This window comes from Terrimonas ginsenosidimutans, assembly GCF_022012415.1.
Lineage (GTDB): Bacteria > Bacteroidota > Bacteroidia > Chitinophagales > Chitinophagaceae > Terrimonas_A > Terrimonas_A ginsenosidimutans.
In genome coordinates this window covers 22,850-47,360 of the sequence record NZ_JAKLTR010000005.1, presented here as the reverse complement: position 1 = coordinate 47,360, position 24,511 = coordinate 22,850, and the positions used below count along the sequence as shown (strand labels likewise).

At 45.2% G+C, this 24,511-nt stretch carries 20 protein-coding genes; 9 read left to right on the top strand and 11 right to left on the bottom strand.

What is annotated here, in order from left to right; genetic code table 11:
- Positions 1-492 precede the first annotated feature (492 nt).
- The 4 genes from LZZ85_RS09240 to LZZ85_RS09225 all read left to right on the top strand — a co-directional run bounded on the left by LZZ85_RS09240 (position 493) and on the right by LZZ85_RS09225 (position 6,784).
- Entirely contained in the window at positions 493-1,167 is a 675-nt protein-coding gene (locus LZZ85_RS09240) for a hypothetical protein (RefSeq protein ID WP_237870908.1), read from the top strand.
- A gap of 256 nt (positions 1,168-1,423) precedes the next feature.
- A complete protein-coding gene (locus LZZ85_RS09235) occupies positions 1,424-4,378 on the top strand; it encodes a SusC/RagA family TonB-linked outer membrane protein (protein ID WP_237870906.1) in 2,955 nt (984 codons plus the stop codon).
- Positions 4,379-4,403: 25 nt separating this feature from the next.
- On the top strand, positions 4,404-5,891 hold the full coding sequence (locus LZZ85_RS09230) for a RagB/SusD family nutrient uptake outer membrane protein (RefSeq protein WP_237870904.1): 1,488 nt from the start codon (positions 4,404-4,406) through the stop codon (positions 5,889-5,891).
- Positions 5,892-5,938: 47 nt separating this feature from the next.
- On the top strand, positions 5,939-6,784 hold the full coding sequence (locus tag LZZ85_RS09225) for a hypothetical protein (RefSeq protein ID WP_237870902.1): 846 nt from the start codon (positions 5,939-5,941) through the stop codon (positions 6,782-6,784).
- 76 nt (positions 6,785-6,860) lie between these two features.
- On the opposite strand, the gene LZZ85_RS09220 is transcribed toward LZZ85_RS09225, so the two are convergent.
- The 3 genes from LZZ85_RS09220 to LZZ85_RS09210 form a co-directional block, all read right to left on the bottom strand.
- Complete coding sequence (locus LZZ85_RS09220) at positions 6,861-8,039, bottom strand: TlpA disulfide reductase family protein (protein ID WP_237870900.1); 1,179 nt, start codon at positions 8,037-8,039, stop codon at positions 6,861-6,863.
- Positions 8,040-8,089: 50 nt separating this feature from the next.
- A complete protein-coding gene (gatB, locus tag LZZ85_RS09215; RefSeq protein ID WP_237870898.1) occupies positions 8,090-9,538 on the bottom strand; it encodes an Asp-tRNA(Asn)/Glu-tRNA(Gln) amidotransferase subunit GatB in 1,449 nt (482 codons plus the stop codon).
- Positions 9,539-9,641: 103 nt separating this feature from the next.
- Positions 9,642-10,646, bottom strand: coding sequence for a PDZ domain-containing protein (locus LZZ85_RS09210; RefSeq protein ID WP_237870896.1), 1,005 nt, complete (start codon positions 10,644-10,646; stop codon positions 9,642-9,644).
- 402 nt (positions 10,647-11,048) lie between these two features.
- Between LZZ85_RS09210 and LZZ85_RS28410 the strand changes: the two genes are divergently transcribed.
- A complete protein-coding gene (locus LZZ85_RS28410; RefSeq protein WP_255724035.1) occupies positions 11,049-11,174 on the top strand; it encodes a hypothetical protein in 126 nt (41 codons plus the stop codon).
- Here LZZ85_RS28410 and alaS read toward each other — a convergent pair.
- On the bottom strand, positions 11,171-13,792 hold the full coding sequence (gene alaS / locus LZZ85_RS09205; protein WP_237870894.1) for an alanine--tRNA ligase: 2,622 nt from the start codon (positions 13,790-13,792) through the stop codon (positions 11,171-11,173). The genes LZZ85_RS28410 and alaS overlap by 4 nt on opposite strands.
- 193 nt (positions 13,793-13,985) lie before the next feature.
- Between alaS and LZZ85_RS09200 the strand changes: the two genes are divergently transcribed.
- From LZZ85_RS09200 to LZZ85_RS09190, 3 genes are all read left to right on the top strand, one after another.
- Positions 13,986-14,957: a M23 family metallopeptidase gene (locus LZZ85_RS09200; RefSeq protein WP_237870892.1), complete on the top strand. Its 972-nt coding sequence runs from the start codon at positions 13,986-13,988 to the stop codon at positions 14,955-14,957.
- 83 nt (positions 14,958-15,040) lie between these two features.
- Complete coding sequence (locus LZZ85_RS09195) at positions 15,041-16,045, top strand: MerR family transcriptional regulator (RefSeq protein WP_237870890.1); 1,005 nt, start codon at positions 15,041-15,043, stop codon at positions 16,043-16,045.
- A 135-nt stretch (positions 16,046-16,180) separates the two neighbouring features.
- Positions 16,181-16,702 carry a thioredoxin family protein gene (locus tag LZZ85_RS09190; protein WP_237870888.1) on the top strand — a complete coding sequence of 174 codons (522 nt, stop codon included), beginning with the start codon at positions 16,181-16,183 and terminating at the stop codon, positions 16,700-16,702.
- Here LZZ85_RS09190 and LZZ85_RS09185 read toward each other — a convergent pair.
- The 7 genes from LZZ85_RS09185 to rsfS form a co-directional block, all read right to left on the bottom strand.
- Positions 16,686-17,792 (bottom strand): mechanosensitive ion channel family protein, encoded by a 1,107-nt coding sequence (locus LZZ85_RS09185; RefSeq protein WP_237870886.1) that lies wholly within the window; start codon positions 17,790-17,792, stop codon positions 16,686-16,688. The genes LZZ85_RS09190 and LZZ85_RS09185 overlap by 17 nt on opposite strands.
- Before the next feature lie 128 nt (positions 17,793-17,920).
- Positions 17,921-18,730 (bottom strand): hypothetical protein, encoded by an 810-nt coding sequence (locus LZZ85_RS09180; RefSeq protein ID WP_237870884.1) that lies wholly within the window; start codon positions 18,728-18,730, stop codon positions 17,921-17,923.
- The gene (locus LZZ85_RS09175) at positions 18,730-19,512 is read right to left on the bottom strand and encodes a UDP-2,3-diacylglucosamine diphosphatase (protein ID WP_237870882.1); all 783 of its coding nucleotides are present in this window, start codon (positions 19,510-19,512) and stop codon (positions 18,730-18,732) included. The genes LZZ85_RS09180 and LZZ85_RS09175 overlap by 1 nt, the downstream gene beginning before the upstream one ends.
- 81 nt (positions 19,513-19,593) lie before the next feature.
- A complete protein-coding gene (locus LZZ85_RS09170) occupies positions 19,594-20,028 on the bottom strand; it encodes a gamma-glutamylcyclotransferase family protein (RefSeq protein ID WP_237870880.1) in 435 nt (144 codons plus the stop codon).
- Between the two features lie 99 nt (positions 20,029-20,127).
- Positions 20,128-20,763: a LutC/YkgG family protein gene (locus tag LZZ85_RS09165; RefSeq protein WP_237870878.1), complete on the bottom strand. Its 636-nt coding sequence runs from the start codon at positions 20,761-20,763 to the stop codon at positions 20,128-20,130.
- A gap of 123 nt (positions 20,764-20,886) precedes the next feature.
- The gene (gene ftsH / locus LZZ85_RS09160) at positions 20,887-22,971 is read right to left on the bottom strand and encodes an ATP-dependent zinc metalloprotease FtsH (RefSeq protein WP_237870876.1); all 2,085 of its coding nucleotides are present in this window, start codon (positions 22,969-22,971) and stop codon (positions 20,887-20,889) included.
- A 71-nt stretch (positions 22,972-23,042) separates the two neighbouring features.
- Positions 23,043-23,447 carry a ribosome silencing factor gene (gene rsfS, locus LZZ85_RS09155; protein ID WP_237870874.1) on the bottom strand — a complete coding sequence of 135 codons (405 nt, stop codon included), beginning with the start codon at positions 23,445-23,447 and terminating at the stop codon, positions 23,043-23,045.
- A 125-nt stretch (positions 23,448-23,572) separates the two neighbouring features.
- Here rsfS and LZZ85_RS09150 point away from each other — a divergent pair, with 125 nt between their 5' ends.
- Complete coding sequence (locus tag LZZ85_RS09150) at positions 23,573-24,343, top strand: biotin--[acetyl-CoA-carboxylase] ligase (protein WP_237870872.1); 771 nt, start codon at positions 23,573-23,575, stop codon at positions 24,341-24,343.
- Positions 24,344-24,511: the final 168 nt, after the last annotated feature.

Here is a 24,511-nt window from a genome sequence, read left to right as displayed (position 1 = left end):
ATACCCTGTTAAACAGCTTCTCGTCACGTATATTAATGTGAAGCCTTATATTGAGGCAAACACCATCAGGATTCAAACACACTGAGATATATTTCGCGGCGGTAACCCCAGGCAATAAAAAGCTGAAGAAAATAAAAAAAGTGGAGTGGCTACACTATTTGGTCCGCAGTCATCAGCAGTGGCATTATTCATCAGCAAAAAAGCTGAGATGCAAAAGCGAAGAAGCGCTAATCGAGGTGTTCAAATTTTCGGGAAAGTTTGATGACCAGGTATTCCCGAAAATACCTGAAAGCCCGCAATCGCGGGCTTTTTTGATACCCATCCATATCCTTTTGGAATTAAAATCCTGTGCGGCGATGGACCATCTGGGCGCAGAAGGAAGAAACATGTATCCCATAAATCGCTATCAATCAATTTTTTAAACAGATTTTAACATTTCAATAGAAAAATTCTTTACATTACACATCGCCAATTTTTCGAAATATTCAACCTATGCTTAAAAAAATCACCGTTCTCTGTCTGATTGGCTATAGTGGTATTGTTTGCGCACAACAAAACACACCATTCGTCACCGATGCCAATGGACGCCCCTTGATAACTACCGCTGGAAACTACATTTCCGATGGAAGCCCCTTCTTATTTGAAGAATATTACCCCTCAGAGATCATCTTTCAGAATAACAAGGTTTACAATAATGTAAAAGCCCGGTTGAACCTTGCCGATAATCAGATCCTGTTTACTGATGACGCAGGCAATGAAATGGCTGTTTCTACTCCCGTAAAGAGCATGAAGATCATGAAGCCCGGATCCCAGGAGATCTTCCTGGACGGCCAGGGTGCCTCTATCAACGTAACACGAACTCCTGTATACCAGGTGCTGGTCAACAATGAAAAGCTGAAACTGCTGAAGCAGATCTCCATCACTTACACAGAAACACGCGGCTATGGCGAAAGTGGGATCACCCGAACTTATAAAAAGCGGGAAAGCTTTTTCGCTGTTTTTACAGGCCAGGCTCTACAGAAAGTGGAGCAGAATAAAAATGCTGTTGCTGCCCTGTTTGGCAGTAAGCAACAACAGGTCGCAACTTACATTGAGGAGAAGAAGTTCCGTTTCAAAACGGAAGCGGACCTCATTAATGTTTTCGAATATTTTCTAACGTTGCAGTAAGGCGAGCATCCGTGAACAAGAACTACAAATACATATTAACAGTTTTTTAATTTGTATTTTTTTGTTTTCTAGCGATTAAACACGATGCAGCAATTTGATATCCTTTTTTGTCTAAGGTATTGTCAGCTCTGGGACCGTTCACATCATTATTAGATTTTTTCTACCAAAATCATTTATAGAAGGGTTTCTCTATTTTGAGAACCTTTTTATAGGAAGTGTGTACACTTTTTTTATTTTTTAAAAACTAAATACGCAAATGAGAAAACTGTTGCTAGGGCTAATAGCCGTTCTGCTTTTTGCAGGTCAGGTATTGGCGCAAAAAACAATCAGAGGAACTGTGAGAGATGATAAGGGCAATCCCCTGCCCAATGCATCTGTCGTCGTCAGAGGAACAAGTGTTGGGGCTACAACAGGTACAGATGGCTCCTACTCATTAGCCGTTCCGGCTTCAGCAACCGCACTGCTTTTCTCAAGTGTCGGTTTTGAACCAACTTCAGTAGACATCGGGACAAAAACAGAGGTCAATGCATCGCTCAGGGCTGCTGCTACTGATCTTGAAAATGTGATCGTAACGGGTTACACTACTACACAAAAAAAGAAATTCTCCGGCGCAACCGTCTCTGTAACTGCAGAAGACGTCCGTAAGCAGCCTTTCGGATCTTTCGACCAGGCCTTACAGGGTAAAGCTTCCGGTGTATCTGTAGTTGCGAATAGTGGTCAGCCTGGTGCGAATGCGGTTGTCCGTGTTCGTGGTAATGGTTCGATCAGTGGAGGTAACGTTCCATTGTATATCATGGACGGTATCGAGATCTCGGCTGCCGATTTCGCCAGCATGAACCAGGGAGACTTTGACAGGATCGAGATCCTGAAAGATGCGGTCGGTACTGCGATGTACGGTTCGCGTGGAGCAAATGGTGTGATCGTTATCACGACACGCCGTGGCCGCGCTGGTCAGCTTAACCTGAATTATGACATGCAACTTGGTTACAGCCAATTGCCTGATGACAGGCTGATCGTTATGAACAGCGCACAAAAGATCGACTATGAGTTGCGCCGTGGTAACCCTTACGGTTGGTCTGCTGCTGAAGCAGACAGCTTGCGTAACGTAAACTTCAACTGGAGAGATGCCTTGTTCCAGACAGGTGTTACACAACAGCATCAGCTGAGCGCAAGTGGTGGTACTGCAAACAGCAGATTCTACGCTTCTCTTTCTTATCTCGACCAGGAAGGTATCGTTCAGCAAACAGGTTTGAAACGTTATACTGCCCGTGTGAATGTGGACAATACGATCAAGAACTGGCGCTTCGGTGTGAGCATGCAGGTGGGTTACTCAAAGATCAGAGGTACTGATGAAGCAACTGCCTATATCGGTTCTCCACTGAATGCGATCCGTTGGTCAAATCCATATGAACGCGCGATCGATCCAAATACCGGCGACTACCAGCAACTTGGTGGCGTAGGTGTTCTTACATCAGGTCAGCCAAACGCTGCAATGGAGCTCTTTGTTAACCAAAGACAAACTCTCCAGTTCAAAGGCGTAGGCTCCGCATATCTCGAATTCCATTTCCCTTTCCTGAAAGGTTTATATGCGCGTACCAACTGGGGAGGTGATTTTGCCCAGAATGAAGGATCTGTCTATTATGACAGGACCACCTACACAGGAGCACAGGCTGCTGGTGGGAATGGTAGTCTTGCTCGTTCTGCAAACCGCCAGTTCCGTTACACAGGAACTACTTCACTTAACTACAAACAGACATTTGGTGATCATGAGATCGATGGAGGTATTTTCATGGAAGCAGTGAAAACGGATTTCCGGGCAATGGGCTTTACCGGTTATGGTCTTACAAACGGCTTTACAAATGAAACAGGTATCACTGCCGGTAATGCTACCAACGGTTATATCCCGCAGGTTTCTGGAAGCGGTACGCAGAACGGTCTTCAATCTTACTTCGCCCTGTTGAACTATGGCTTTAAAAGTAAATATTACCTGACTTTAGTTGGCCGTCGTGATGGTTCTTCAAGACTGGGTGTTGATAACAGGTTCCAGAATTTCGGATCAGTGGGTGCTACCTGGGTAGTTAGCGACGAAGGTTTCCTCGAAAATGCAGGCAAACTTGACGACCTGCGTTTAAGAGCTTCATACGGTACAACAGGTAATTATATAAGTGCTGCGGGTGACTATGGCCACCTTCCTCAGTTCGGCCGTATCAGCTACAATGGCGCGAATGGTTGGAGCCTTACTCAACCAGGAAACCTGAACTACCGCTGGGAAGTTAACCGGACTATAAACCTTGGTGTTGACTTTGCTTTCTTTAAGCGTCGCCTGTCTGGTACGATCGAAGCATATGACAGAAGAACAAATAACCTGTACTTCAATCAGCCTGTGTCCCAGACCACCGGATTCGCAACAATACCTGGTAACAGCGGTACGCTGAGCAATAAGGGTATCGAGCTGTCCCTCAGAGGAGATATCATCAGAACGGCTGATTTCCGCTGGACTGTTGAAGGTAACATTACTTACAATCGTAACAGAGTTGTATCAGTGCCTGATGATTCTATCATCAATGGTACAACGATCCTCGCGGTTGGCAAGCCGATCAATACATTCTACCTGGTTCCTTACGCTGGGGTGAATGCTGCAAACGGTAATGCGCTATACCTCACACAGGCAGGTACACTGACGCAGACTTATTCAACTGCTGACCTGAGAACATTCGGAACAAGTGACGCCCCATGGTTTGGCGGTTTGTCTACCACTGTTATGTACAAAGGATTTGATCTGAGCGCACAGGTGAACTTCTTCCTGAACAGGGACGTGTTCAACAACGATATGATCAACCTCGCAAACCCTTCTTACCTGTTTGACAACATGTCAATTGAATTGTTGAACGAATGGCAGAAGCCCGGAGATGTTACCAACATTCCAAGGCCAACTTCAGCCGGAGGTAATGCATTCCAGTCTAACACAACCCGTTTCCTCGAAGATGGCAGCTTCTGGCGTCTCCGGAACGTAACACTGGGTTATACTGTACCAACAAATGTGTTGACAAAACTGAAGATCAGATCTGCAAGGATATTTGTTCAGGGCCAGAACTGGTGGACTAAAACCAACTTCAGAAGCTTTGATCCTGAAAGCAGCTCTCCTGTGTTAGTAGGTGCGCAGTATCCTGCACTTGTTCAAACAACTGTAGGTGTGTCTCTTGGTTTCTAATTACTAATATTATTACTGAATATATATGAAAAAAGTTTTTAAACATATTTTCGCTGCAACGGTCCTGGCTGCAACACTTGCAACAGGTTGTTCGAAAAGCGACCTGGTTGACCTTAAACCGGAATTCTCTCTGGAAGCACTGGAAAACCCTTCAAGTATCGATCAGGTTGAAGAAGTACTCACCGCTGCCTATTCACGCTTCAGAAGCGGTAGTTACTACGGAGATGGAAATGGTTCAGGTTTCTCACTGATGCCCGACATGATGAGTGACAACCTGCTGGAGACGAATGAGTCTCTTGCAAACTATAAATCTCTGACCGACTGGATCTATGCAGAAGACGATGCACTTGTCAGAGGTATCTGGGCTGCACCTTATGCGGTCATCACCAACGCGAATATCGTATTGCGTGATATCGATAAGTTCACCACTACCGACAATCAGAGAAGAGCTAACCGCATAAAAGGTCAGGCACTTGCGATCAGAGCACATGCCCATTTTGACCTGTTCCGTTTTTTTGCAACTTCATATGACCGAAACAGCACTACAATTCTTGCGGTGCCTTACATGACGGAGTTTCTCGTATCTCCCAGTGTAAAACCGGCCCGTTTGAATAATAAAGATTTCTATGACAGGGTAATTGCGGATCTCACTGCCGCGGTAGGGCTGTTGGGAAATGTCGATGCCACGATCAACCCTTCAACAATCAAGCGTCCTAATATTGACCTGGCGGGCGCAAAAGCCATCCAGGCGCGTGTGTATCTGTATGCAGGAATGTACACAGAAGCAATTACTGCAGCGTCAGATGTGATCACTGCACGCCCGCTTGCTCCAGCCGCCAGTTTTGCCGGTATGTATAATGAACAGAATGCTGGTGAGATCATCTGGAACGCACAGTTTGATGCGGGTCAGGGTGGCCCCGGCGGCGGCGTCTACTTCTCTCAGAACAACAGAAGCGCATATGCTCCTGCTGCAGAAATTGCTACAATGGATGGTACTACCGGTCTGATCCGGAATGATGATGTCCGTTACACGGCTTATTTCGCAACAATTGCTGTGGCAAACGGTCCGCGTCTCGTTATGAGAAAATATCGTGGTAAAGCCGGACTGACCGATGGTAATGCAAACTTCCCTGTATTCCGCACCGGTGAAATGTACCTGATCCGTGCTGAAGCACGTGCAAGAACAAGTCCCGCACAGGAAACTGCTGCCATGAATGATCTGAATGTACTGCGTGCTGCAAGGATCACCAACTATACTAATGAGAACCTGACCGGCGCTGCACTACTGACTGCGATCGCAAATGAAAGAAGAAGAGAACTCTTCGGAGAAGGACATCGTTTCTTCGATCTCAAAAGAACCACAAGAACAATTGTCCGTGCTGGCGGTTGCGGAAACCCAAGCATTTCTCCGGCAGTTTGTACGCTGGCATCTAACGCAAGAGAATGGGCTCTCCCAATTCCTTTCGATGAAAGATCTGTGAATGATAACATTCAACAGAACCCGGGCTACTAATGCCCGCAGCGCAACGAACTAATTTAACTACTTAAAAAAGGTATCAAATGATAACTTCAATTAAAAAAATTTCTTTGGCCTTCAGCTTTATGCTGTTGCTGATCACAGCAATGTCCGGCTGTATGAAAGATGAAAATGCGGAAACCCTCAACCCAGGAGAATATGCTCTATTCCTCCCGGCAGCTTCTTCAGCTAACTACAGCATTCTTACACCGACAACTATTTATAAAATTCCTGTCGGCCTGACGCAGCCGTTAACAAGTGGCAAAACACGGACAGTAAATATTGTTGCGACATCTACCACAGGAGCGGTTGAGGGAACACATTACACATATACGAAGACCCTGAATTTTGCTCCTGGCAAGATCACAGACACGATCGTTGTAACCGGTGCCTTTAGTCAATACTCCAGCGGAAGAAGGGATACAGTTCGTTTTGCGTTTGCAGACGCTGCTGATGCTTCACCTACGCTGAACAGTAGGTTTACGCTTAACATCGCACAGTGTCTGGAATCTGACGTTGTGTTTGCAAATATGTCAGGAAACTATACCCAGACATATGAGGATGGAAGCTACGGACCATACACATCTACCATTACTGGAGTAACGCGAGTAAATACTACATCGTCGACTGCAACTATTACCAATCTTTATGATAGCGGCATCGAAGCGCTGGCAAAATTTGACTATTCCACGCCGGGTTCATTTAGTGTTACGATCGATCCACAGGCTACAGGATTTGTACAAACCTCAACAGGTTTACCTATTTCTGTAAGAACGACGCCAGGAACAACCAGTTTCTTTACATACTGTACTCCAACCTTTACGATCTACATTGATCTCTTTACATCTGCCGGTCTTATGGCCAGATGGGAAATGACAATGGCCAGATAAGAGAATCTCTCGCAAAAGAAAAAGGAAGCATTTTAACCAATGCTTCCTTTTTCTTTTGCTTTCGTCTAAGCTGAGATCATAATACTTCCGATAACTTTGCTTCCAGCATACTTCCTCTCAATCCTTCCGCCACAACCCTTCCCTGCGGATCTACCAGTATGTTGAACGGGATGCCGTCAAAATGATAAAGGCCGACCACCGCACTACTCCAGAACTGAAGATCACTCACCTGCGTCCAGTTAAGTTTGTCGTCTTTGATCGCCTGCAACCAGTTCTCTTTTTGCCCGGGACGGTCAAGAGACACACCCAGCACGGTAAAATTTCTGCCTTTGAATTTATTGAACGCTTGTACCACTGCAGGGTTTTCAGCACGGCATGGACCACACCAGCTTGCCCAAAAATCTACCAGCACATATTTTCCACGGAAAGAACTCAATTTTACCGGAGTTCCATTCACGTCCGGCAATTCAAAATCCGGCGCCTCTTTGCCGATCCAGCTGGCGGCCTGCGCACGTTGCGCCTGTTCATCTAAAGTCTTTTTGACATCTGCAACACCTGAATGTCCGGGAAATTTCTTCGCAGCGGAAGCAATAAGTTCACTTACCGTTTCATTTGATAATGGTTCCAGTCCAAAACTCCCTTCATTCGCAGCAGTTTGATAGTAACCCAATTCAAATATTGCAAGTGCGGGGTTTGATACCTTAGCCAGAGAAGCAAGAGTAAGCTGCTTTACTTGTTCGGCCAGTTCCCGTTTCTTCGTCATGATAGGAAAGAGCACACTATCCGCTGCACCCTCTTTACGCAGTGTTTCGGCCTGACGCAAATAACCATAAATGCCCTGAAGACTGTTGCCGAACGCATACATGAACTCTTTCATCTCCTGGCTTGCCGGGGACCCCTGCACTTCGTATTTATCTGCGAATTGCTGGTTTTCTTTATTCAGCTGAATGGTCAGTTTTACTTTATCAGTATCATTGATCACAGAGGCTACAGGGTACATGTTCTGATCAAGCCGCAGATTAAAAACAGCCGCTTCGTCCGGCTTTGCGATCAGCACAAACTTTCCACCCGGCTCAAGCTTAACAGAGTCTTCTACAGATGGAACCCTCGAATTAGCAGGAGCTTTTTCCAGATAAATATATTTAGCATTGGAGTTGGCGATAATTCCCGACACCTCAAAATACTTCGAGCCGGATTTGTTCTCACACGCAACCAGTAAAACACCGGCAAGAATGGTAATGATCAATCTTTGCATAAACGATTCAATTTTTTAGAGCACTCCTGTATAATACAGGAATACAGCTTTTAGTTTTTGAGTTTCTCTAAAATAATTTCATTGGTCACTTTTGGATCAGCCTTTCCCTTCGAACGCTTCATTACTTCTCCTACAAAAAGCGATAGCACACCTTTTTTGCCTTTTTTATATTCGGCAACTTTGTCTTTGAATTTCAGCAACACTTCGTCAATGATGGGCTCTAATGAACCGGCATTGGATTGTTGCAGGAGATTTTGTTGTTCCGCGGCTTTTAATGGCTCAACCGTTGGATTCGCCAGCAGGTAAGAGAATAATTTTGTGGAAGCAACAGAGAAGCTGAGTTTTCCTTCGTCGGTCAACTGTATGAGTGTGGCCAGTTGCGCAGGCTGAATTGGAAATTCAGCGATGGACCTGTTATGTTCATTCATCCATGATTTTACAGGACCAAGCATCCAGTTTGCCGCAGCTTTATAAAGGGTGGTATGCACAATGGTTGCCTCGTAATATTCAGCAAGCTCTTTTTCGTCTGTCAGCACCCGCGCATCATACTCGGGAAGGTTGAGCTCCGTTGTGTATTTCTTTACACGATCTTCCTGTAGTACAGGCAATGCAGATCTTATCTCTTCAATAAAAGATTCTTCGAGCTGAAAAGGAGTAAGGTCTGGGTCCGCGAAGTAACGATAGTCATCCGCATCTTCCTTATCACGGATGGCGAAGGTCGTACCCTTATCTGCATCAAAACTTCTGGTTTGTTGTTGAACCGGTTCTCCATTCTCGATAAGCCCAATGAGTCTCGCCGCCTCAGCTTCTACCGCGCGTTTTGCATTGCGGATAGAGTTAAGGTTCTTCACTTCCACTTTGGTTCCGAGCCGTGTGTCTCCTTTTTTTCTTACAGAGATATTTACATCACAACGAAGGCTGCCCTCTTCCATGTTTCCGTCACAAACATCGAGATAGCGGACAAGTTTGCGGAGTTCAGTAAGATAGGCAACCGTTTCTTCCGCGCTGCGGAGATCCGGCTCGCTAACGATCTCGATCAGTGGTGTGCCCGCACGGTTATAGTCGAGGCAGGTATTCAGCTCATCCACATCATGCAAACTTTTACCTGCATCTTCTTCCAGATGGATCCGGTTCAGCCTGATCTGTCTGCGTTCTGTGCCTGATTTGATCTCAACATATCCGCCTTTACAGATCGGCGTCGTGTGTTGAGAGATCTGGTACCCTTTTGGAAGATCCGGGTAGAAATAATTTTTGCGTGCGAAGTAGTTTTCCCGTTCTATTTCACAGTGGCAGGCCAGGCCCATGCGAATAGCATGTTCGATCGCTTTTTTGTTCATCTTGGGGAGAGTTCCCGGATGCCCGAGAGTGATCGGGCTGACCTGGGTGTTGGGGGACGCTCCATAAGCGATACTGTCGCCACAGAATAATTTGCTGAGGGTGAGAAGCTGCGCGTGCACTTCCAGCCCGATAACGATTTCGTATGTTGATTGATCCGTCATGATAAGAAGGGCAAAAATAAACCATTTTGACGGGTGCTGTGAGGAAAAAACAAACCCCGTACTTTCGTACAGGGTTTTACTAAACTATAAATGCAATAGAGAATTAAAGATTCGCTGTTTTCAGCTTACGCGGGATCTTCACGTCTAAGGACTGGGCCTTCCCGTCACGCAGCAGTTTTACGTTGATACTGATCTTTTCACGGCTTTCGCGAACGATTTTAGCAACTTCGTCAGCACTGTTTACCGCTTTTCCGTCTATTTCTGTGATCACATCGTCTTCTTTCAGACCGCTCTTCGCAGCACTTCCTTCATCATCGAGATTAATCACTTTCACGCCTTTTCCGTCTTCTGAATCCTGTACGGAGAGGCCAAGTTTCTGGCCATTGCCACCGGACCAGCTCCAGTTCTGCCCGAAATTATTGTTGATTCGTGGAGTAATCTTACTCAGATCACCAAGGTCACCAAGATCAAACTGGAAATTTTCCGGGCTATTACCATACACCGTAACGCCTTTCCATTTTGTAAGCTCGGCTACGCCTTTCTGTTCTTTTTTGTCCCGCAGATAAGTAACCGTTACTTTCTCTCCTGCTTTGTGTTTTCTGACAGCAGCAGACAGATCATCCGGAGAGTCGATCTTTTTATCATCGATCTTAGTGATCACGTCTCCTTTTTTCAATCCAATCTTTTCAGCAGCGCTTCCCGTTGTTACTTCCCGTACTTCCGCACCATTGTCCACTTTTTCAGATGTAACACCCAGCATTGCGCGGTTGTCATCAAACGCAAGGGAGTTGAAATTGTCGTTGTTATAATTATATGAATAGCGATTACCACCGCCTCTTGTGATCGCCAGAGATTTCACATCCTTGATCTTATTACGCTGAACCGAAACGTCGCCATCCAGGTCTTTAACATCTTTTCCGTTAACTGTAAGCTTGTCACCTTTCAGCTCAAGGACCAATGTTTCTTTGGTGTCTCCCTTAAGCGTGATAATGATCTGCTCCGCGTCTTTTGAATCTTTGTTCTTGTCCGACTGTGCAAGCAGCGAAGCTGGCAAAATAGCAGCGGACATTAATAAGGTGAAAGAAATTCTCTGAATGACCTGTTTCATACTTTTTAGTTTAGTGAGATTATCTACGTTGCTTTTCGTAGATCAAATATAAAGACATTTCATGAAATACGAAACGTTTCGGAAATGTTAAATGATTGATTTGTGCTCAACCTGATTTACGCAACGGTTTGCGGAAAGATCGTAAATATCCTGCCCATCCGGTGCACCTTGGTACATTTTTGCTATGATTTGATACGGGCAGGGTTTAGAATAGAAAAAAGCCGGTTGGTACCGGCTTAATTTTCAATATGTTACTAGAAATGATCGCTGCTCAAAGTCTAGCAGAGGAGAATTGAAAGGGGAATTTCCCAGGTAGTTTTACTAAGTAGTTTTCGGGGAAAATGATCAAATAATTTCTCATTTTTGAGCCTGCCACCAACCATCTAAACGAACTGTTCACCCATGTATAAAGTATTTGCAGTAGGCGCCATTGTGCTTTGTGCTTTCGTGATTGCATATGCCATCAGCATTTATTTTGAGATCAGAAGAGCATACCCGAAAAAAGACCCCAAGGCTATTCGTTATTAAGCTTCCAGTAATTTCTTTACCGACACGACCACCTCTCCCAGTTTAGCGGCGTCCTGACCACCTGCAGTTGCCAGTAACTTTTGACCACCACCACCACCTTTGATCAATGGCGCGATATGTTCTTTAATGATCTTTGCAGCATCAAGATCCTTCGCTGCAGCCACTGTTTCAGACATCCCGATCGCCACGAATGGTTTACCTCCAATATTTGCAGCCAACACGACAAGATAATCGTTAAGGTTAGTTTTGAGGTCGACACAGAGCTTTTTCAGCGCGTCTGCATTATCCACTTCGATGATGTCGCCGATAAAGGTGACACCATTAACGATCTCATCTTTCTTCAGCAACTCATTCCGGATACCAACGAGCTGACGTGCTTCCAGCCGCTCGATCTTTTTTTCCAGTGCAACTTTATCTTCCATCAATTTCTCGATGGCCTTGATAGGTTCTTTTACTTTCAATAATTCGCCGGCCTGTTTGATCTGGCCCAGTTTATCGTTTACATAACGGATCGCTCCCGCACCAGTCAACGCTTCAATGCGTCGCACGCCGGCCGCCACCGCTGATTCAGCGGTGATGGTAAACAATCCGATCTGCCCCGTTGCGCCAACGTGGGTGCCACCACAAAGCTCTATAGAGTACGATGGATCTGCGATCACCACCCGAACGGTGTCTCCGTATTTTTCTCCAAACAGTGCCATTGCGCCAAGCTTCAATGCTTCTTCTTTCGGCAACTCCCTTATAACAACAGGAATATTTTCCCTGATCTTTTCATTCACGATCATTTCCACCCTGCGGATCTCCTCATCTGTCATTTTAGAAAAATGAGAGAAGTCGAAACGCAATACTTCCGGGGAAACGAGTGAACCCTTCTGCGTAACGTGCGTGCCTAATACTTCGCGCAGTGCGGCATGCATCAGGTGTGTTGCTGTATGATTATAGGTTGTGCTTAACCGGTTCGCGGTATTAACAGAAGCGATCACCGGCAACGATATATCTGACGGCAGCTTGTCAATGAACTGAATGATCAGATCGTTTTCTTTCTTTGTATCCGTCACAGCAACCTTTTCTTCGCCAAACACAAGCGTTCCTGTATCGCCAACCTGGCCACCGCTTTCCGCATAAAAAGGAGTTGTTTCAAGTACAACCTGGTATTGTTCCTTCCCTTTTGATTTTACCTTGCGGTACTTCACCACCTGAGTTTCGCTTTGCAGTTCTGTATATCCAACAAATACAGTGCGGTCGGCCTTATTGATATCAACCCAATCTTCCGTATCAATAGCAGTTGCGGCACGCGACCGGTCCTTCTGCTTTTGCATTTCCGCGGTGAAAGCGTCTTCGTCAACGGAAAGATTATTTTCAGACGCAATGAGTCTTGTAAGGTCGATCGGGAAGCCGTAAGTGTCGTACAGCTCGAAGGCATTCTTACCGTCGATCTTTTTAAGTGATGAAGTCTGGAGAATATCATCAACTTTCTTCAACCCTTTCTCCAGTGTGCGCAGGAATGACTCCTCCTCTTCTCTTATCACTCTTGTTACAAACTCCGCTTGCTGATATAGCTCAGGGAATACGTATTTGAATTGGAGCGACAGGCCCAATACAAGCTGGTGCAACAGGGGTTGCTTATAATCAAGGTAAGTATAATAATACCTTACAGCCCTTCGCAGGATCCTGCGGATCACATAACCTGCACCGGTGTTGGAAGGAAGCTGGCCATCAGCGGTAGTGAAACTGATCGCCCGGATATGATCAGCAAGCACGCGGAAGGCTACCGCTTCTTTGCTATCGCTGTAATCATATTTTTTCCCCGTGATCTCTTCTACTTTCTGGATCGTACCGGAGAATATATCTGTGTCGTAATTGCTGGTCTTCGCTTGTATTACGCGAACGAGACGTTCGAAGCCCATACCTGTGTCAACGTGCCTGGCAGGCAGTGATTCAAGGCTGCCGTTCTTCATACGGTTAAACTGGATGAATACATTATTCCAAATCTCGATCACCTGCGGATGGTCATTATTCACCAGTGTTTTCCCATCGACCTGTTTTCTTTCTTCATCCGGGCGACAATCAACATGGATCTCCGTGCAGGGTCCGCATGGTCCGGTATCACCCATTTCCCAGAAATTATCCTTCTTTGAGCCCAGGAGAATACGGTCTTCAGCGATCACTTTTTTCCATTCGTTATAGGCTTCCTCATCTCTGGGAAGGCCTTCTTTCCCGTCACCCTCAAAGATGGTCACATAAAGCCGGTCTTTGTCGAGTTTGTAAACGTCGGTCAGCAGCTCCCAGCTCCAGGCGATCGCGTCTTTTTTGAAATAATCTCCGAAGCTCCAGTTACCAAGCATTTCGAACATGGTGTGGTGGTAGGTGTCTACACCTACCTCTTCCAGGTCATTATGTTTTCCGCTTACGCGAAGGCATTTCTGGGTGTCAGCCGCGCGGGAATAGGGGGCTTTTTTATTTCCAAGAAAATAGTCTTTGAACTGGTTCATCCCTGCGTTTGTGAACATCAGGGTGGGGTCGTTTTTTACTACGATCGGGGCTGAAGGCACGATTTCGTGGCCCTTGGAACGGAAAAAGTCTAGAAACTCTTTTCTTATTTCTTCGCTGGTCAACATCTTGAGAATGATAATTGGGTTGATTTTTACTGATTTACAGTATATATTTGTTTTTCCGGGGCTTGCCCCCGGAAAAAATCCGCCGTAGCTTTAGCGAAGGCGGGTCCGCCCTGGCTAAAGCTACGGCGGGCGGAGACAAAGTTAAAAGAATCAAACGGCATACCCACAGGAAAACCGGTAAAGGCTGCTTGACATGAAGAAAATCAAATATTACTATAACACCAATACCCTTCGCTATGAGAAGCTGGAAGTACCGCTGCGCGTAAAGCTGCTGCGGATCTTTGGCTTTGTTGCCGCAGCTGTGGTTACAGCCATCCTCATCTCTTACTTCGCTTTCCAGTTTGTCGGCTCTCCCAATGAAAAGATCCTGCGTCTCCAGAATGAACGTCTGAAGGATAAATATGCTGAGTTGGATGAACAGCTTTCTTCACTGAGCCAGCAGATGAAGGAACTGGAAAAAAGGGACAACAATGTTTACCGGTCCATTTTTGAGGCAAATCCAATTCCTGACAGTGCGCGCGCAAAAGAACTGGAGGATCAGAGAGAGTTTGCCACCATCATGAGCATGAGCAATAACCAATTACTGACATCCATTAACAATACGATCGCTAACCTCAACAGCCGCATTAAAGCCCAGAACGCATCGTATAATGAGATCGACGGTCTCGTAAAGAATAAAGAGGCCCTGCTCTCTCATACACCAGCCATCCAGCCTGTAAGTAATGCCGACCTCAACCGGATCGCTTCAGGCTTCGGATACCGGATCGACCCGGTGTACAAGACCATCAAGATGCACGCAGGTCTCGACTTTGCCGCTCCACAGGGTACACCTATCTATGCCACTGCCGACGGGACGGTGAGTGTAGCTGGCAATACCGGTAATGGATACGGAAACTATGTGGTGATCAAACACGGCTATGGATATGAAACACTTTACGGGCACATGGTAAAAGTAAAATCGCGCTCCGGTCAGGCCGTTAAAAGAGGTGAGGTAATTGGCTGGGTTGGAAGTACCGGTAAATCAACCGGGCCGCACTGCCACTATGAAGTTCACAAAAACGGTAATAAGATAGATCCGGTATACTTCTTCTATAATGATCTTTCTCCGGAACAGTTTGATCGCCTGCTGAAACAGGCTGCTTCGTCTAACCAGAGCTTTGACTAAGCAGTCTCTCTAAACGCCTTTTTTCCACATACTGGTATAACCTTTGCGGAGCATAGCATTCATAAGTAACTTCGTGGCTCTGTATGAAGAAACAACTTCAGCAAATAACGTTATTTGATGCACCCGCAGAAGCCCCGGCTCCAGTGGAGAAAGTGACGTTGTCCAATACGGCGCCAACTCCACCGCGTATTGTTGAGATTGTTGAAGAGGAAGAAACACTGCAAACAGCAATTGAAGCAACGGGCGATTCTCCCGCTGAAATAATTGAAGAAGCTGGCCCCGTTCAAACTGAAGAAAAGTTGATCGTGCAGGAAACTGCTCACGCCACAACGGCGCCAACTCCTCCGGCCATCATTGAATTAAGCGATGAGGAAGAAGAGGAATCGCCTGTCCTGGAAACTGGCGAAGATCCCGCTCCCGACACAATCGAAGACGTACATTCCATTCAGGAAGAAAAAATGCAGACTGAACCGCAACCCATTGTTGCCGGTGGAATTGCGCCAGTCCCTCCGCGTATCATTGAAATAATTAATGAAGAAGAGGAGCAATCCCGCGAAAAAAAGGAAGATCCGGTTGTTGCTTCAGTCAGCAAAGTGTCTTTCATTGAAACAGAACAGGAACCGGCTGAACCGCTGGTAAATACCGTTACGCAGGAGGAAATTATTGCTGAAACACCCCCTCTTCCTAAACGGATCAGCTCAACACGCGGAAGAAAATCACTAAAAGAAACAGCCATTGCTGCCGACCTGATCCAGATCCCTGAAGATGATATCCTTTTCTCGAAGCAGTATTATTCAATCGGTGAAGTGGCCACCATGTTCCGCGAAAATCAATCACTCATCCGCTACTGGGAAACAGAATTCGATATTCTTCAGCCGCGTAAAAACAGAAAAGGCGATCGATTCTTCCGCCCGGTTGACATAAAAAACCTGGTACTGATCTATGATCTTCTCCGCCGTCGCAAATTCACTATCGAAGGAGCAAAAGATTTTCTGAAAAGAAATAAAAAGGTAGAAGACAAATTTGCAATGATCCAGTCGCTGGAAAAGATCAAATCATTTTTGCTGGAGCTCCGGACAAATCTCTGATAAAGATTTTTTATAATCCCTGCAACTTTAACATTCCTTTCTGCATCATCGAATAGGTTAATGCATTAATCTCTGGCGTATTCATGCTAACGCATGGATAGATCAAACTCCAAAATCAACGAAATCATTTTTACAATGAGAAAGCAACTCTTCATTGCAGGCATTGCAATGTTATTAATGACAGGAACCGTTCATTCACAACAGTATTTCGAGCTCTCCAAAAACTATGACGGCAGTAAGATCTTCAAAGGCCTGATCACGAGGGAAGATGTGGAAAAAGACACCAGTTTCAAATGGTATGCACCTAATACAAAAGGATTTACCCCCAACAAGAAAGCCGTAGAAGCGCTTAAACAACAGAAAGATTCAATTCAATTTATCACGTTCATGGGCACGTGGTGCGAGGATTCACATTTTATCATACCCCGGTTCTTTCTGCTGCTGGATGCCGCAGGCTATCCTTCATCAAAAATAACGTTGATCGGTGTTGACCGGAATAAGAAAACCCTTGACAATCTTTCCGAATCACTTAATATTATCAATGTGCCCACGATCATAGTGATGAAGAACGGAAAAGAAATGGGACGCGTAGTGGAATACGGCAAATCCGGCATGTTTGACAAGGAGCTGAGAGAAATCATCAACGCTGCGAAATAGTCTCTGCTTCTGTAACAATTTTAATATCCGTTACAGCACCGGAGATCTCCAGGTTCATTTGCTCCATTAACCTCAGCACAGCAAAATTGTTCTGCTCCTTGACTGTATTGAAGTCCTGTTGTGTAATTGGGCCTGTAAAATAATCGATCACTATAAGAAAAGCAGAGGGCGTAATATCACTCAAAATTACTGTCGAAGTCTCCACTTCCGGCTGATCGAGTATCTTACGAACGCCATTGATGAATTGGTCGAGTTGAGCAGAACTTGTCGTAAGTCCGATCTCTAATCTCATCTCCACTTTTCTTTGCGTACGCAGAGACAGGTTATCGGTAATACTATCAACCATTTGCTTATTGGGAACAGTGATATACGTCTTTTGATCGGTTCTGATACGCGTGCTTCTCAATCCGATCTTTTCTATGGTGCCTGTGAAATTATGCACTTTCACCACATCTCCCATACTGAAAGGCTTGTCGAAGAAGATAATGAACGATGCGATCAGGTTCTCAAGACTTTCCCGCAATGCAAGCGCCACAGCCGCACCAACGATACTAAGACCCGTTAATACATTTCCGATTTTAAATCCGAATACAAATTTCAGGATCATCAACAATCCGACGATCGAAAGCAGCACTTTGAAAAAGTCCTTAAAGAAAACAATCAATTGGTTGTCCGTTGTATCATTCAGCCTGTCAGCTCTTATATGCAAAATGATGGCGATAAAATCAATCATCTTTAATAACAGCCTGAAGAAAGAAATGATGAGCACCATCGAACCCAGTGCATGCAATAACTGCTTCAATGTGATATTGAAGATATCGGCATTGATGACCGACGGGAATTTCAGCTTGTGCAAAGTAGCCAGTGATACAAAGATCACCAGGAACATGCCAAGCGGTTTTGTTACCAGACTGGTAAAAGTTCTTTTATCAACATCTTTCCAAACCCGTTTTACAAACTGGAAGATCAGGTGAGCAACAGATTGAGCGATATACTTCTTCACTAAAAGCATCAGGACGATCACCGATGCCACGATCATGTAACTGCGTAAAGTGTTCTCCAACCATATCTCGTCAAGTATATCGTTCATACCCTATATAATAAATTGAATTGTGTTGAGGTCTTGCTTCCTGGGAACGGAATGGATGACGCAAATATAAAAAATGAAACCTGTATTATGTTGACGTATGTGTAATGTTAATAGTGAGCAGCCCCGGTTCATTGAAATTCATAGATATCAATCCCATCTTTCTGAAGTGTATATAAGCGGGTTCCGCTAAAGTTAAAACTGCGGGCAGTGCGCAACTGATCCGGGAGGTTCCACTCATCTACCTTCAAGCTGGAAATATCGTATCGCACCAGCTTGTTTTCTTTTGAGCCATAGATATATTTTCCGGCTACTTTGAAATTCTTCCAGCCTTCTATGAGGATCTTATTCTTCAAGGTGCCATAATAATCGAACACGAACACGGCCTGTGCCGAATCATAAAGATAAACATACCGCTCCTGGTCAAATATTTTCTGTGGCGATGGAGCACTGTTGAACAGTTGTCTGAAATCGGGAGTTTCCTGAAGGATCTTTCCATCCTCATCCACCTTCTTCAGTTTGTTTTCCACTTCATCATACACCCACACCTTATTGTCAAATGACTGGCCGATCGCTTTTGCCTGAAAAATATTCTGCCGGCGCAGATCGATGGTGTTTACTTCATTTAGAAACCGGTCCAGCATAACAATCGTCGCAAAATCCCTGTAGTACAGAAGGATCTTAAGTGGATTGGACACATCTATCAGAGTAGCCTGCCCATAGCGTTTTACGTTGTTGTAAACCGCCACGGAATCCCCATTTGAATTCAGTTTTTTGATCTGGTTGGTTGTACCGAGAAGATAAATATTGTCGAGATTATCGACGGTAAATGCGGCGATCTCGCCTTTTACCGAACGGATATAGCGGAATGCACTATCTGTTTGCGCCATCGAGACGAATGTCGCAAATAGTAAAACGTATAGTAGAATAAGTTTCCGCATCAATTACGAATGATCTTGTGATCGTTCCCTGTATAAGATAGCAATTTTATTCCCTCCCCGTCAAATACCGCATAGGTGAAATAGCTGATCCAGTCTCCAAGATTCACATACCGGCTGTTTGGTTGCAAGGCGAAATCTATTGGCAAATGCCTGTGACCAAACACAAAGAAATCCACCTTCTTTTTTTGCAATACTTCTTTGCAGTAAATGATCAGCCATTCTTTGTCTTCACCGAGAAATGTTTCTTCTGACGATCCGGTCTGCGCACGGCTGCGGCGGCTGAAGTAATTGGCGAGCCCTATGCCGATCGCAGGAGGTAAAATGCCGAACAACCATTGGCATACCGGGTTCCTGAATACTTTCTTCAGGCGTTTATATCCATGATCGCCCGGGCCAAGGCCATCGCCATGTCCTATCAGAAACTGTTTGCCATTACGCGTCAGCTCTATCGGCTCAAAATAAACCGGGATGTTCAATTCCTGCTGAAAGTAGTTCTTCATCCACATATCATGGTTGCCGACAAAGAAATGCAACTTGATCCCGGCATCAGAAAGCTCGGCCATTTTTCCGAGCAGCCGGACGTATCCTCTTGGCACGACCTGTTTATATTCATACCAGAAATCGAACATGTCGCCAACGAGAAAGACCTCTGCAGCATCTGCCTTTATTTCATCAAGGAAGCGAACGATGATCTTTTCACGCTCAAGGCTGGCCACATGATCGGGCGCGCCAAGATGGAAATCAGAAAGGAAATATATTTTTTTGCCGTGGGGTAATTGCACGATCAGGTTATTTTAACGGAGGTTCGCATTGCGGCTTCAGCATGCAAAATATTGATTCAAACGCCAGGGTTCAGCAAGGAGCTATTCAGCAGTTTGCTTTGTTCGCTGGTAATCGACCATATCGCCGGAAGCCACTAGAGGTCTGCCGTGAACATCTCCATTGAACCAGTAGATCCACGCAGGAATGGTGGATCCCCCGGAGGTTACCTGGACAATTTCCCGACGGTATTGAGGCGATTCATGCGCTTCCACATGCACACCTTCATAATCGTCTAACTGGCAGATAGCCCATGCGAATTCTCTTTCATTCTTTATGCTGTATAATTCTCCCACGATCACGGATCCATCATTCACCGGAACGGCGGCCGGGTATTCTCCCATATCAAAGATCTTTCCCTGAACGGTAGCATCTCCTGACAGATTGAAATAACGCGCGATGTATTCATACGCGGGACTGCGAAAATGGCTGCACAGAGAGCCATATACAAACAACTGATAAATGCCGGGGCTTGTCATGTTATAAAAATACAATGCGGTTAGCGAGTAAGAACAATTTACGAAAGTAATTCCATAGAGGGGATGTATCCGGAAAGAACGGCAAAGAATACGGATCAATCACGACTCAACAAAAAACACATATACCTCTTTTGGACCATGCACACCCACCACCAGCGTTTTTTCGATATCGGCTGTACGACTCGGCCCTGTAGCGAATGTTATTTGTGAAGGCAACGCTGTTCCATACTTTTCTTTTAACAGTTGCAAGGCGTCTTTTACATCATACACCAGTTGGCTGCTGTAAGCAATGCAGATATGAACAGGTGCGTAAACACTGGTAGTTCTTCCACTTTGCTGAGCTGAGCTCATCACAATAGACCCGGTACGGGCAACAAGGGATTCGCAGCCGGTCACAGAAACATCGCAGTTGGCAAGATCCGTTTTTACCAGCCTTTCATTCAAAGAAATGCCGGCATCATTCAACAATGCATCTTCTATACAATAGATATTTTGCCAGTCCATTTTTTCAACAAGACCAGTCAACTGAAGCGCCAGTTCTTCGCGGCTCACACAATAAACAAAACGGCCCTGGAGCTTGCTGAATTGCTCGGCAAACTCTACTGTTGCTTCCTCGGATGCAGGCTTATAAACAGAGTCATAGCCTTCACTTTTTGGAAAGGGAAGGGGTGTAGGAACGCTTAATGCCGTCCGGATACGTTTCAGTATGTTCTCTTTCGCCGGCGATATATTCATGTTATACCAGATTGAGTCATTCGTTCATAATTAAAAAGTCAAAATTAAAAAGTAAAAGCAGTTTCGAAACCAGTGCTTTTGCTTTTTAATTTTGACTTTTTACCTTACTGCTCTATAGAGATACTATGGCAGTGATTTATTTGTAATGTCGCTATCATATGGAGGAACGCCTGCTGAGATCTCACTATTATCGGGGTTCAGCGGGGTATCCGTATCTTCTGTCAACGCTTTCTTCTCTTCAAAAGGTCTCTTACCGATCAGCAATTCCACATCGCTTTGGAATAGTACTTCTTTTTCAAGCAATGCTTCAGCAAGTTTAGCTACCTGTTCTTTTTTATCGGTGAGAAGTTGCTTTGTTTTTAGATAAGCATTGTCAATCAGTAAACGAACTTCCTGGTCAATGATCTTTGATGTTTCTTCAGAATACGGTTTAGTAAAGCTTGTTTCCTGTTGAGGGTCGTAGAAGCTTACATTACCAACCTTTTCGTTCATACCGTAAACAGTCACCATTGCATACGCGGTGCGTGTGATCTGCTGAAGGTCATTCTGAGCACCGGTTGAGATCTTTCCGAAGAAGATATCTTCGCTTGCGCGACCGCCCAAAGTCATACAGATCTGATCGCTTAACTGATCCGTATTATAGAGATATTGCTCTTTCGGAGTGTATTGCGCATATCCGAGAGCGGCAGTACCACGCGGAACGATCGTTACTTTCAGCAGTGGGTAAGCGTGCTCAAGGAACCATCCACATACGGCATGACCCGCTTCGTGATAGGCGATGATCTTTTTCTCATCTGGAGAAATGATCTTATTCTTTTTCTCGAGACCACCGATCACCCTGTCCACCGCATCCTGGAAGTCCTGCATATCAACAGCAGCTTTTCCATTACGGGCGGCGATCAGCGCAGCTTCATTACAAACGTTGGCGATGTCAGCCCCGGCAAAGCCAGGTGTTTGTTCAGCCAGTTTATGAATATCGAGGGTTTCAGAGATCTTGATCGGTTTAAGATGCACTTTGAAGATCGCTTCGCGGCCTTTTACATCAGGCTTATCGATAGAGATCTGTCTGTCGAAACGGCCCGGACGAAGAAGGGCTGTATCGAGAACGTCAGGGCGGTTAGTCGCCGCCAGTACGATAATGCCTGTATCTGTGCCAAAGCCATCCATTTCAACGAGGAGCTGATTCAGGGTGCTTTCCCTTTCATCATTGCTCATCATAACATTTTTACCGCGTGCACGTCCAATCGCATCGATCTCATCAATAAAGATGATACACGGAGCTTTCTCTCTTGCCTGTTTGAAAAGATCTCTTACGCGACTTGCACCAACACCCACAAACATTTCCACGAAGTCGGAACCGCTAAGGCTAAAGAATGGTACCTGTGCTTCGCCGGCCATTGCTTTTGCAAGAAGGGTTTTACCAGTACCGGGAGGGCCAACAAGCAGCGCTCCTTTCGGGATCTTACCACCAAGAGCTGTATATTTTTTAGGGCTTTTCAGGAAGTCAACGATTTCCATTACTTCCACTTTCGCCTCATCAAGACCTGCAACATCTGCGAACGTGATATTTACCTTTGTTCCTTTATCAAAAAGGGTTGCCTTTGATTTTCCGATATTGAATATACCACCAGGGCCACCGCCAGCGCCGCCGCCGGAACCCATTTTACGCATCAGCAGTATCCATACACCAATGAACAGGAGAATAGGAAGGAGGAAGGACAAACCTTTACCCCAAAACTCGCTTTCCGGTTCAACTTTGGCAACGGTACTTACAATGCTGGGATTAGCATTTTTAAGTTCACGCATATCATCTGCGAATGCATCAACAGATAATATTTTGAAACTCATCTGCGGACCTTTAGCTGGGATCTTGTTCCCGTCCTTTTTCAGAATGCTTTCATATTTAGGCAGGGCCTGTTGTTTCAGTTCTACCTTAACCACGTTACGGTTGGATACAACCGTATATTCTTTTATATCGCCGGCTTTCAGGGCCTCTACAAAAAGCCCCTGGTCTACCGTTGCTGTATTTGAATTGAATGCACTTCCAAATAACTGGAAGCCGATCAATATGGCAAAAATGATTGCATAGATCCAATAGATGCTGAATTTCGGGCCTTTCTTTCCTCCCGGATCTTCACCGTTCGGACGGTTGCTGAACCTGGGCGGCTGGTTTTTCTCGTTCTTGTTATACGATGGTTCTTGTGACATATTCCAGTGTTCCTGCGGTTTATAATAAAAAAAGATATTGATATAGCATTCGGCTGCGCCGATCTTTTACGTTATTCATTATGATGCTCCAGGGGGGCATCGCTCCACATTTCTTCCAGTTTATAAAATTCCCTGCTTTCATGCAGCATTACATGCACTACCACGTTCACATAGTCGATCAGCACCCATTGGGAAGCCTGCTTTCCTTCGGAATGATAGGGGGTTTCATCGCACTGCTGACTTACAAGATGCTCCACATGATCAGCAATAGCTCTCACCTGAGGCTGACTTCCAGCTTCACAAATGATAAAAAAATCGGAAACCGCTTCATCGATTTTTTTAAGGTCAAGGGATATGATCTTTTCACCCTTCTTCTCCTGTATTGCGGTAATGATGGTTTTGATAATTTTGGAGCGCTGAGTTAACCGGACTGCACTTTTCTTTTTGCGGGTAGACAGTGATTCAAGTTGTTCCAATAATCTGAATGTTTTTAGTTAGCTGTTTAGTTTTTGGCCTGGGAGGTCTTTTAGGTAGGCACACATAATAAACTTATAAACCCGGAACCATAAACTCATTTACTTTGCTCAAAAATAGCAATTAATTGCCACAACTGCCTTTTTACCCTGCCCTCGGCACACCATTTATTGAGCTAAAGTCTATTGACAGTACCAACAATTATGCCCTTCAACAGGTTCATGCGGGAATGGCACAACATGGCGCGGCCTTTTTCGCACACGAACAGGTAGCCGGAAAAGGACAACGCGGCAAGGTTTGGTCCATGGATAAGGGCGTAAATCTTATACTGAGTACGGTTATTAACCCTCACCCCCTCTCCCTGGCCCAACAATTTCAGCTCAGCGCCTGTGTGGCTCTTGCAGCTGCCGACCTTTTCAACCTGTACGCCGGAGAGGATACAAGGATCAAATGGCCGAATGACCTTTATTGGCAGGACAGAAAGGCAGGTGGAATATTGATTGAGAACGTGATAGGTGGCAATCACGAGTGGAAATGGGCGGTCGCCGGAATTGGTATCAATATCAACCAGACCAGCTTTCCCGCATCAGTAAAAAACCCCGTATCACTCAAACAGATCACCGGCAAAAATTTTGATCCTGCTGATCTCGCCCGCGAGCTCTGCAACCTGCTGGATGAACGTTTACGTACACTCCGGACGTCCGGTTTTGATACACTTTATGATTTATATCTCAACAGGTTATATAAAAAAAGCGCACGTGTAAAGCTCAAAAAGGACAACCGGATCTTCGAAGCGCTGATCAAAACCGTTAATAAAGACGGACTGCTGGTAACAGAGCATGGCATTGAGGAAGAATTCCGGACAGGAGAAATTGAGTGGGTGATAGAAGGGCGATGATCGATAGGTAATTGTATACTATTATTAACCAAATATTTACAATTTCTTTTACACTTTCCTGCCCGTCAGATCACCCAAAAATTGCGGTCATTGTGATCATTCGATCCCCGGTATCAGACACCGCCTTGAAAATTTTCGTACATTATGAGGCAACCTTTATCCGCTGAT

Bases quoted from the DNA above. Each gene is read 5' to 3' on its own strand.
- LZZ85_RS09240 (WP_237870908.1), top strand. From the start codon at position 493: ATGCTTAAAAAAATCACCGTTCTCTGTCTGATTGGCTATAGTGGTATT.
- LZZ85_RS09235 (WP_237870906.1), top strand. From the start codon at position 1,424: ATGAGAAAACTGTTGCTAGGGCTAATAGCCGTTCTGCTTTTTGCAGGT.
- LZZ85_RS09230 (WP_237870904.1), top strand. From the start codon at position 4,404: ATGAAAAAAGTTTTTAAACATATTTTCGCTGCAACGGTCCTGGCTGCA.
- LZZ85_RS09225 (WP_237870902.1), top strand. From the start codon at position 5,939: ATGATAACTTCAATTAAAAAAATTTCTTTGGCCTTCAGCTTTATGCTG.
- LZZ85_RS09220 (WP_237870900.1), bottom strand. From the start codon at position 8,039: ATGCAAAGATTGATCATTACCATTCTTGCCGGTGTTTTACTGGTTGCG.
- gatB (WP_237870898.1), bottom strand. From the start codon at position 9,538: ATGACGGATCAATCAACATACGAAATCGTTATCGGGCTGGAAGTGCAC.
- LZZ85_RS09210 (WP_237870896.1), bottom strand. From the start codon at position 10,646: ATGAAACAGGTCATTCAGAGAATTTCTTTCACCTTATTAATGTCCGCT.
- LZZ85_RS28410 (WP_255724035.1), top strand. From the start codon at position 11,049: ATGTATAAAGTATTTGCAGTAGGCGCCATTGTGCTTTGTGCTTTCGTG.
- alaS (WP_237870894.1), bottom strand. From the start codon at position 13,792: ATGTTGACCAGCGAAGAAATAAGAAAAGAGTTTCTAGACTTTTTCCGT.
- LZZ85_RS09200 (WP_237870892.1), top strand. From the start codon at position 13,986: ATGAAGAAAATCAAATATTACTATAACACCAATACCCTTCGCTATGAG.
- LZZ85_RS09195 (WP_237870890.1), top strand. From the start codon at position 15,041: ATGAAGAAACAACTTCAGCAAATAACGTTATTTGATGCACCCGCAGAA.
- LZZ85_RS09190 (WP_237870888.1), top strand. From the start codon at position 16,181: ATGAGAAAGCAACTCTTCATTGCAGGCATTGCAATGTTATTAATGACA.
- LZZ85_RS09185 (WP_237870886.1), bottom strand. From the start codon at position 17,792: ATGAACGATATACTTGACGAGATATGGTTGGAGAACACTTTACGCAGT.
- LZZ85_RS09180 (WP_237870884.1), bottom strand. From the start codon at position 18,730: ATGCGGAAACTTATTCTACTATACGTTTTACTATTTGCGACATTCGTC.
- LZZ85_RS09170 (WP_237870880.1), bottom strand. From the start codon at position 20,028: ATGACAAGCCCCGGCATTTATCAGTTGTTTGTATATGGCTCTCTGTGC.
- LZZ85_RS09165 (WP_237870878.1), bottom strand. From the start codon at position 20,763: ATGAATATATCGCCGGCGAAAGAGAACATACTGAAACGTATCCGGACG.
- ftsH (WP_237870876.1), bottom strand. From the start codon at position 22,971: ATGTCACAAGAACCATCGTATAACAAGAACGAGAAAAACCAGCCGCCC.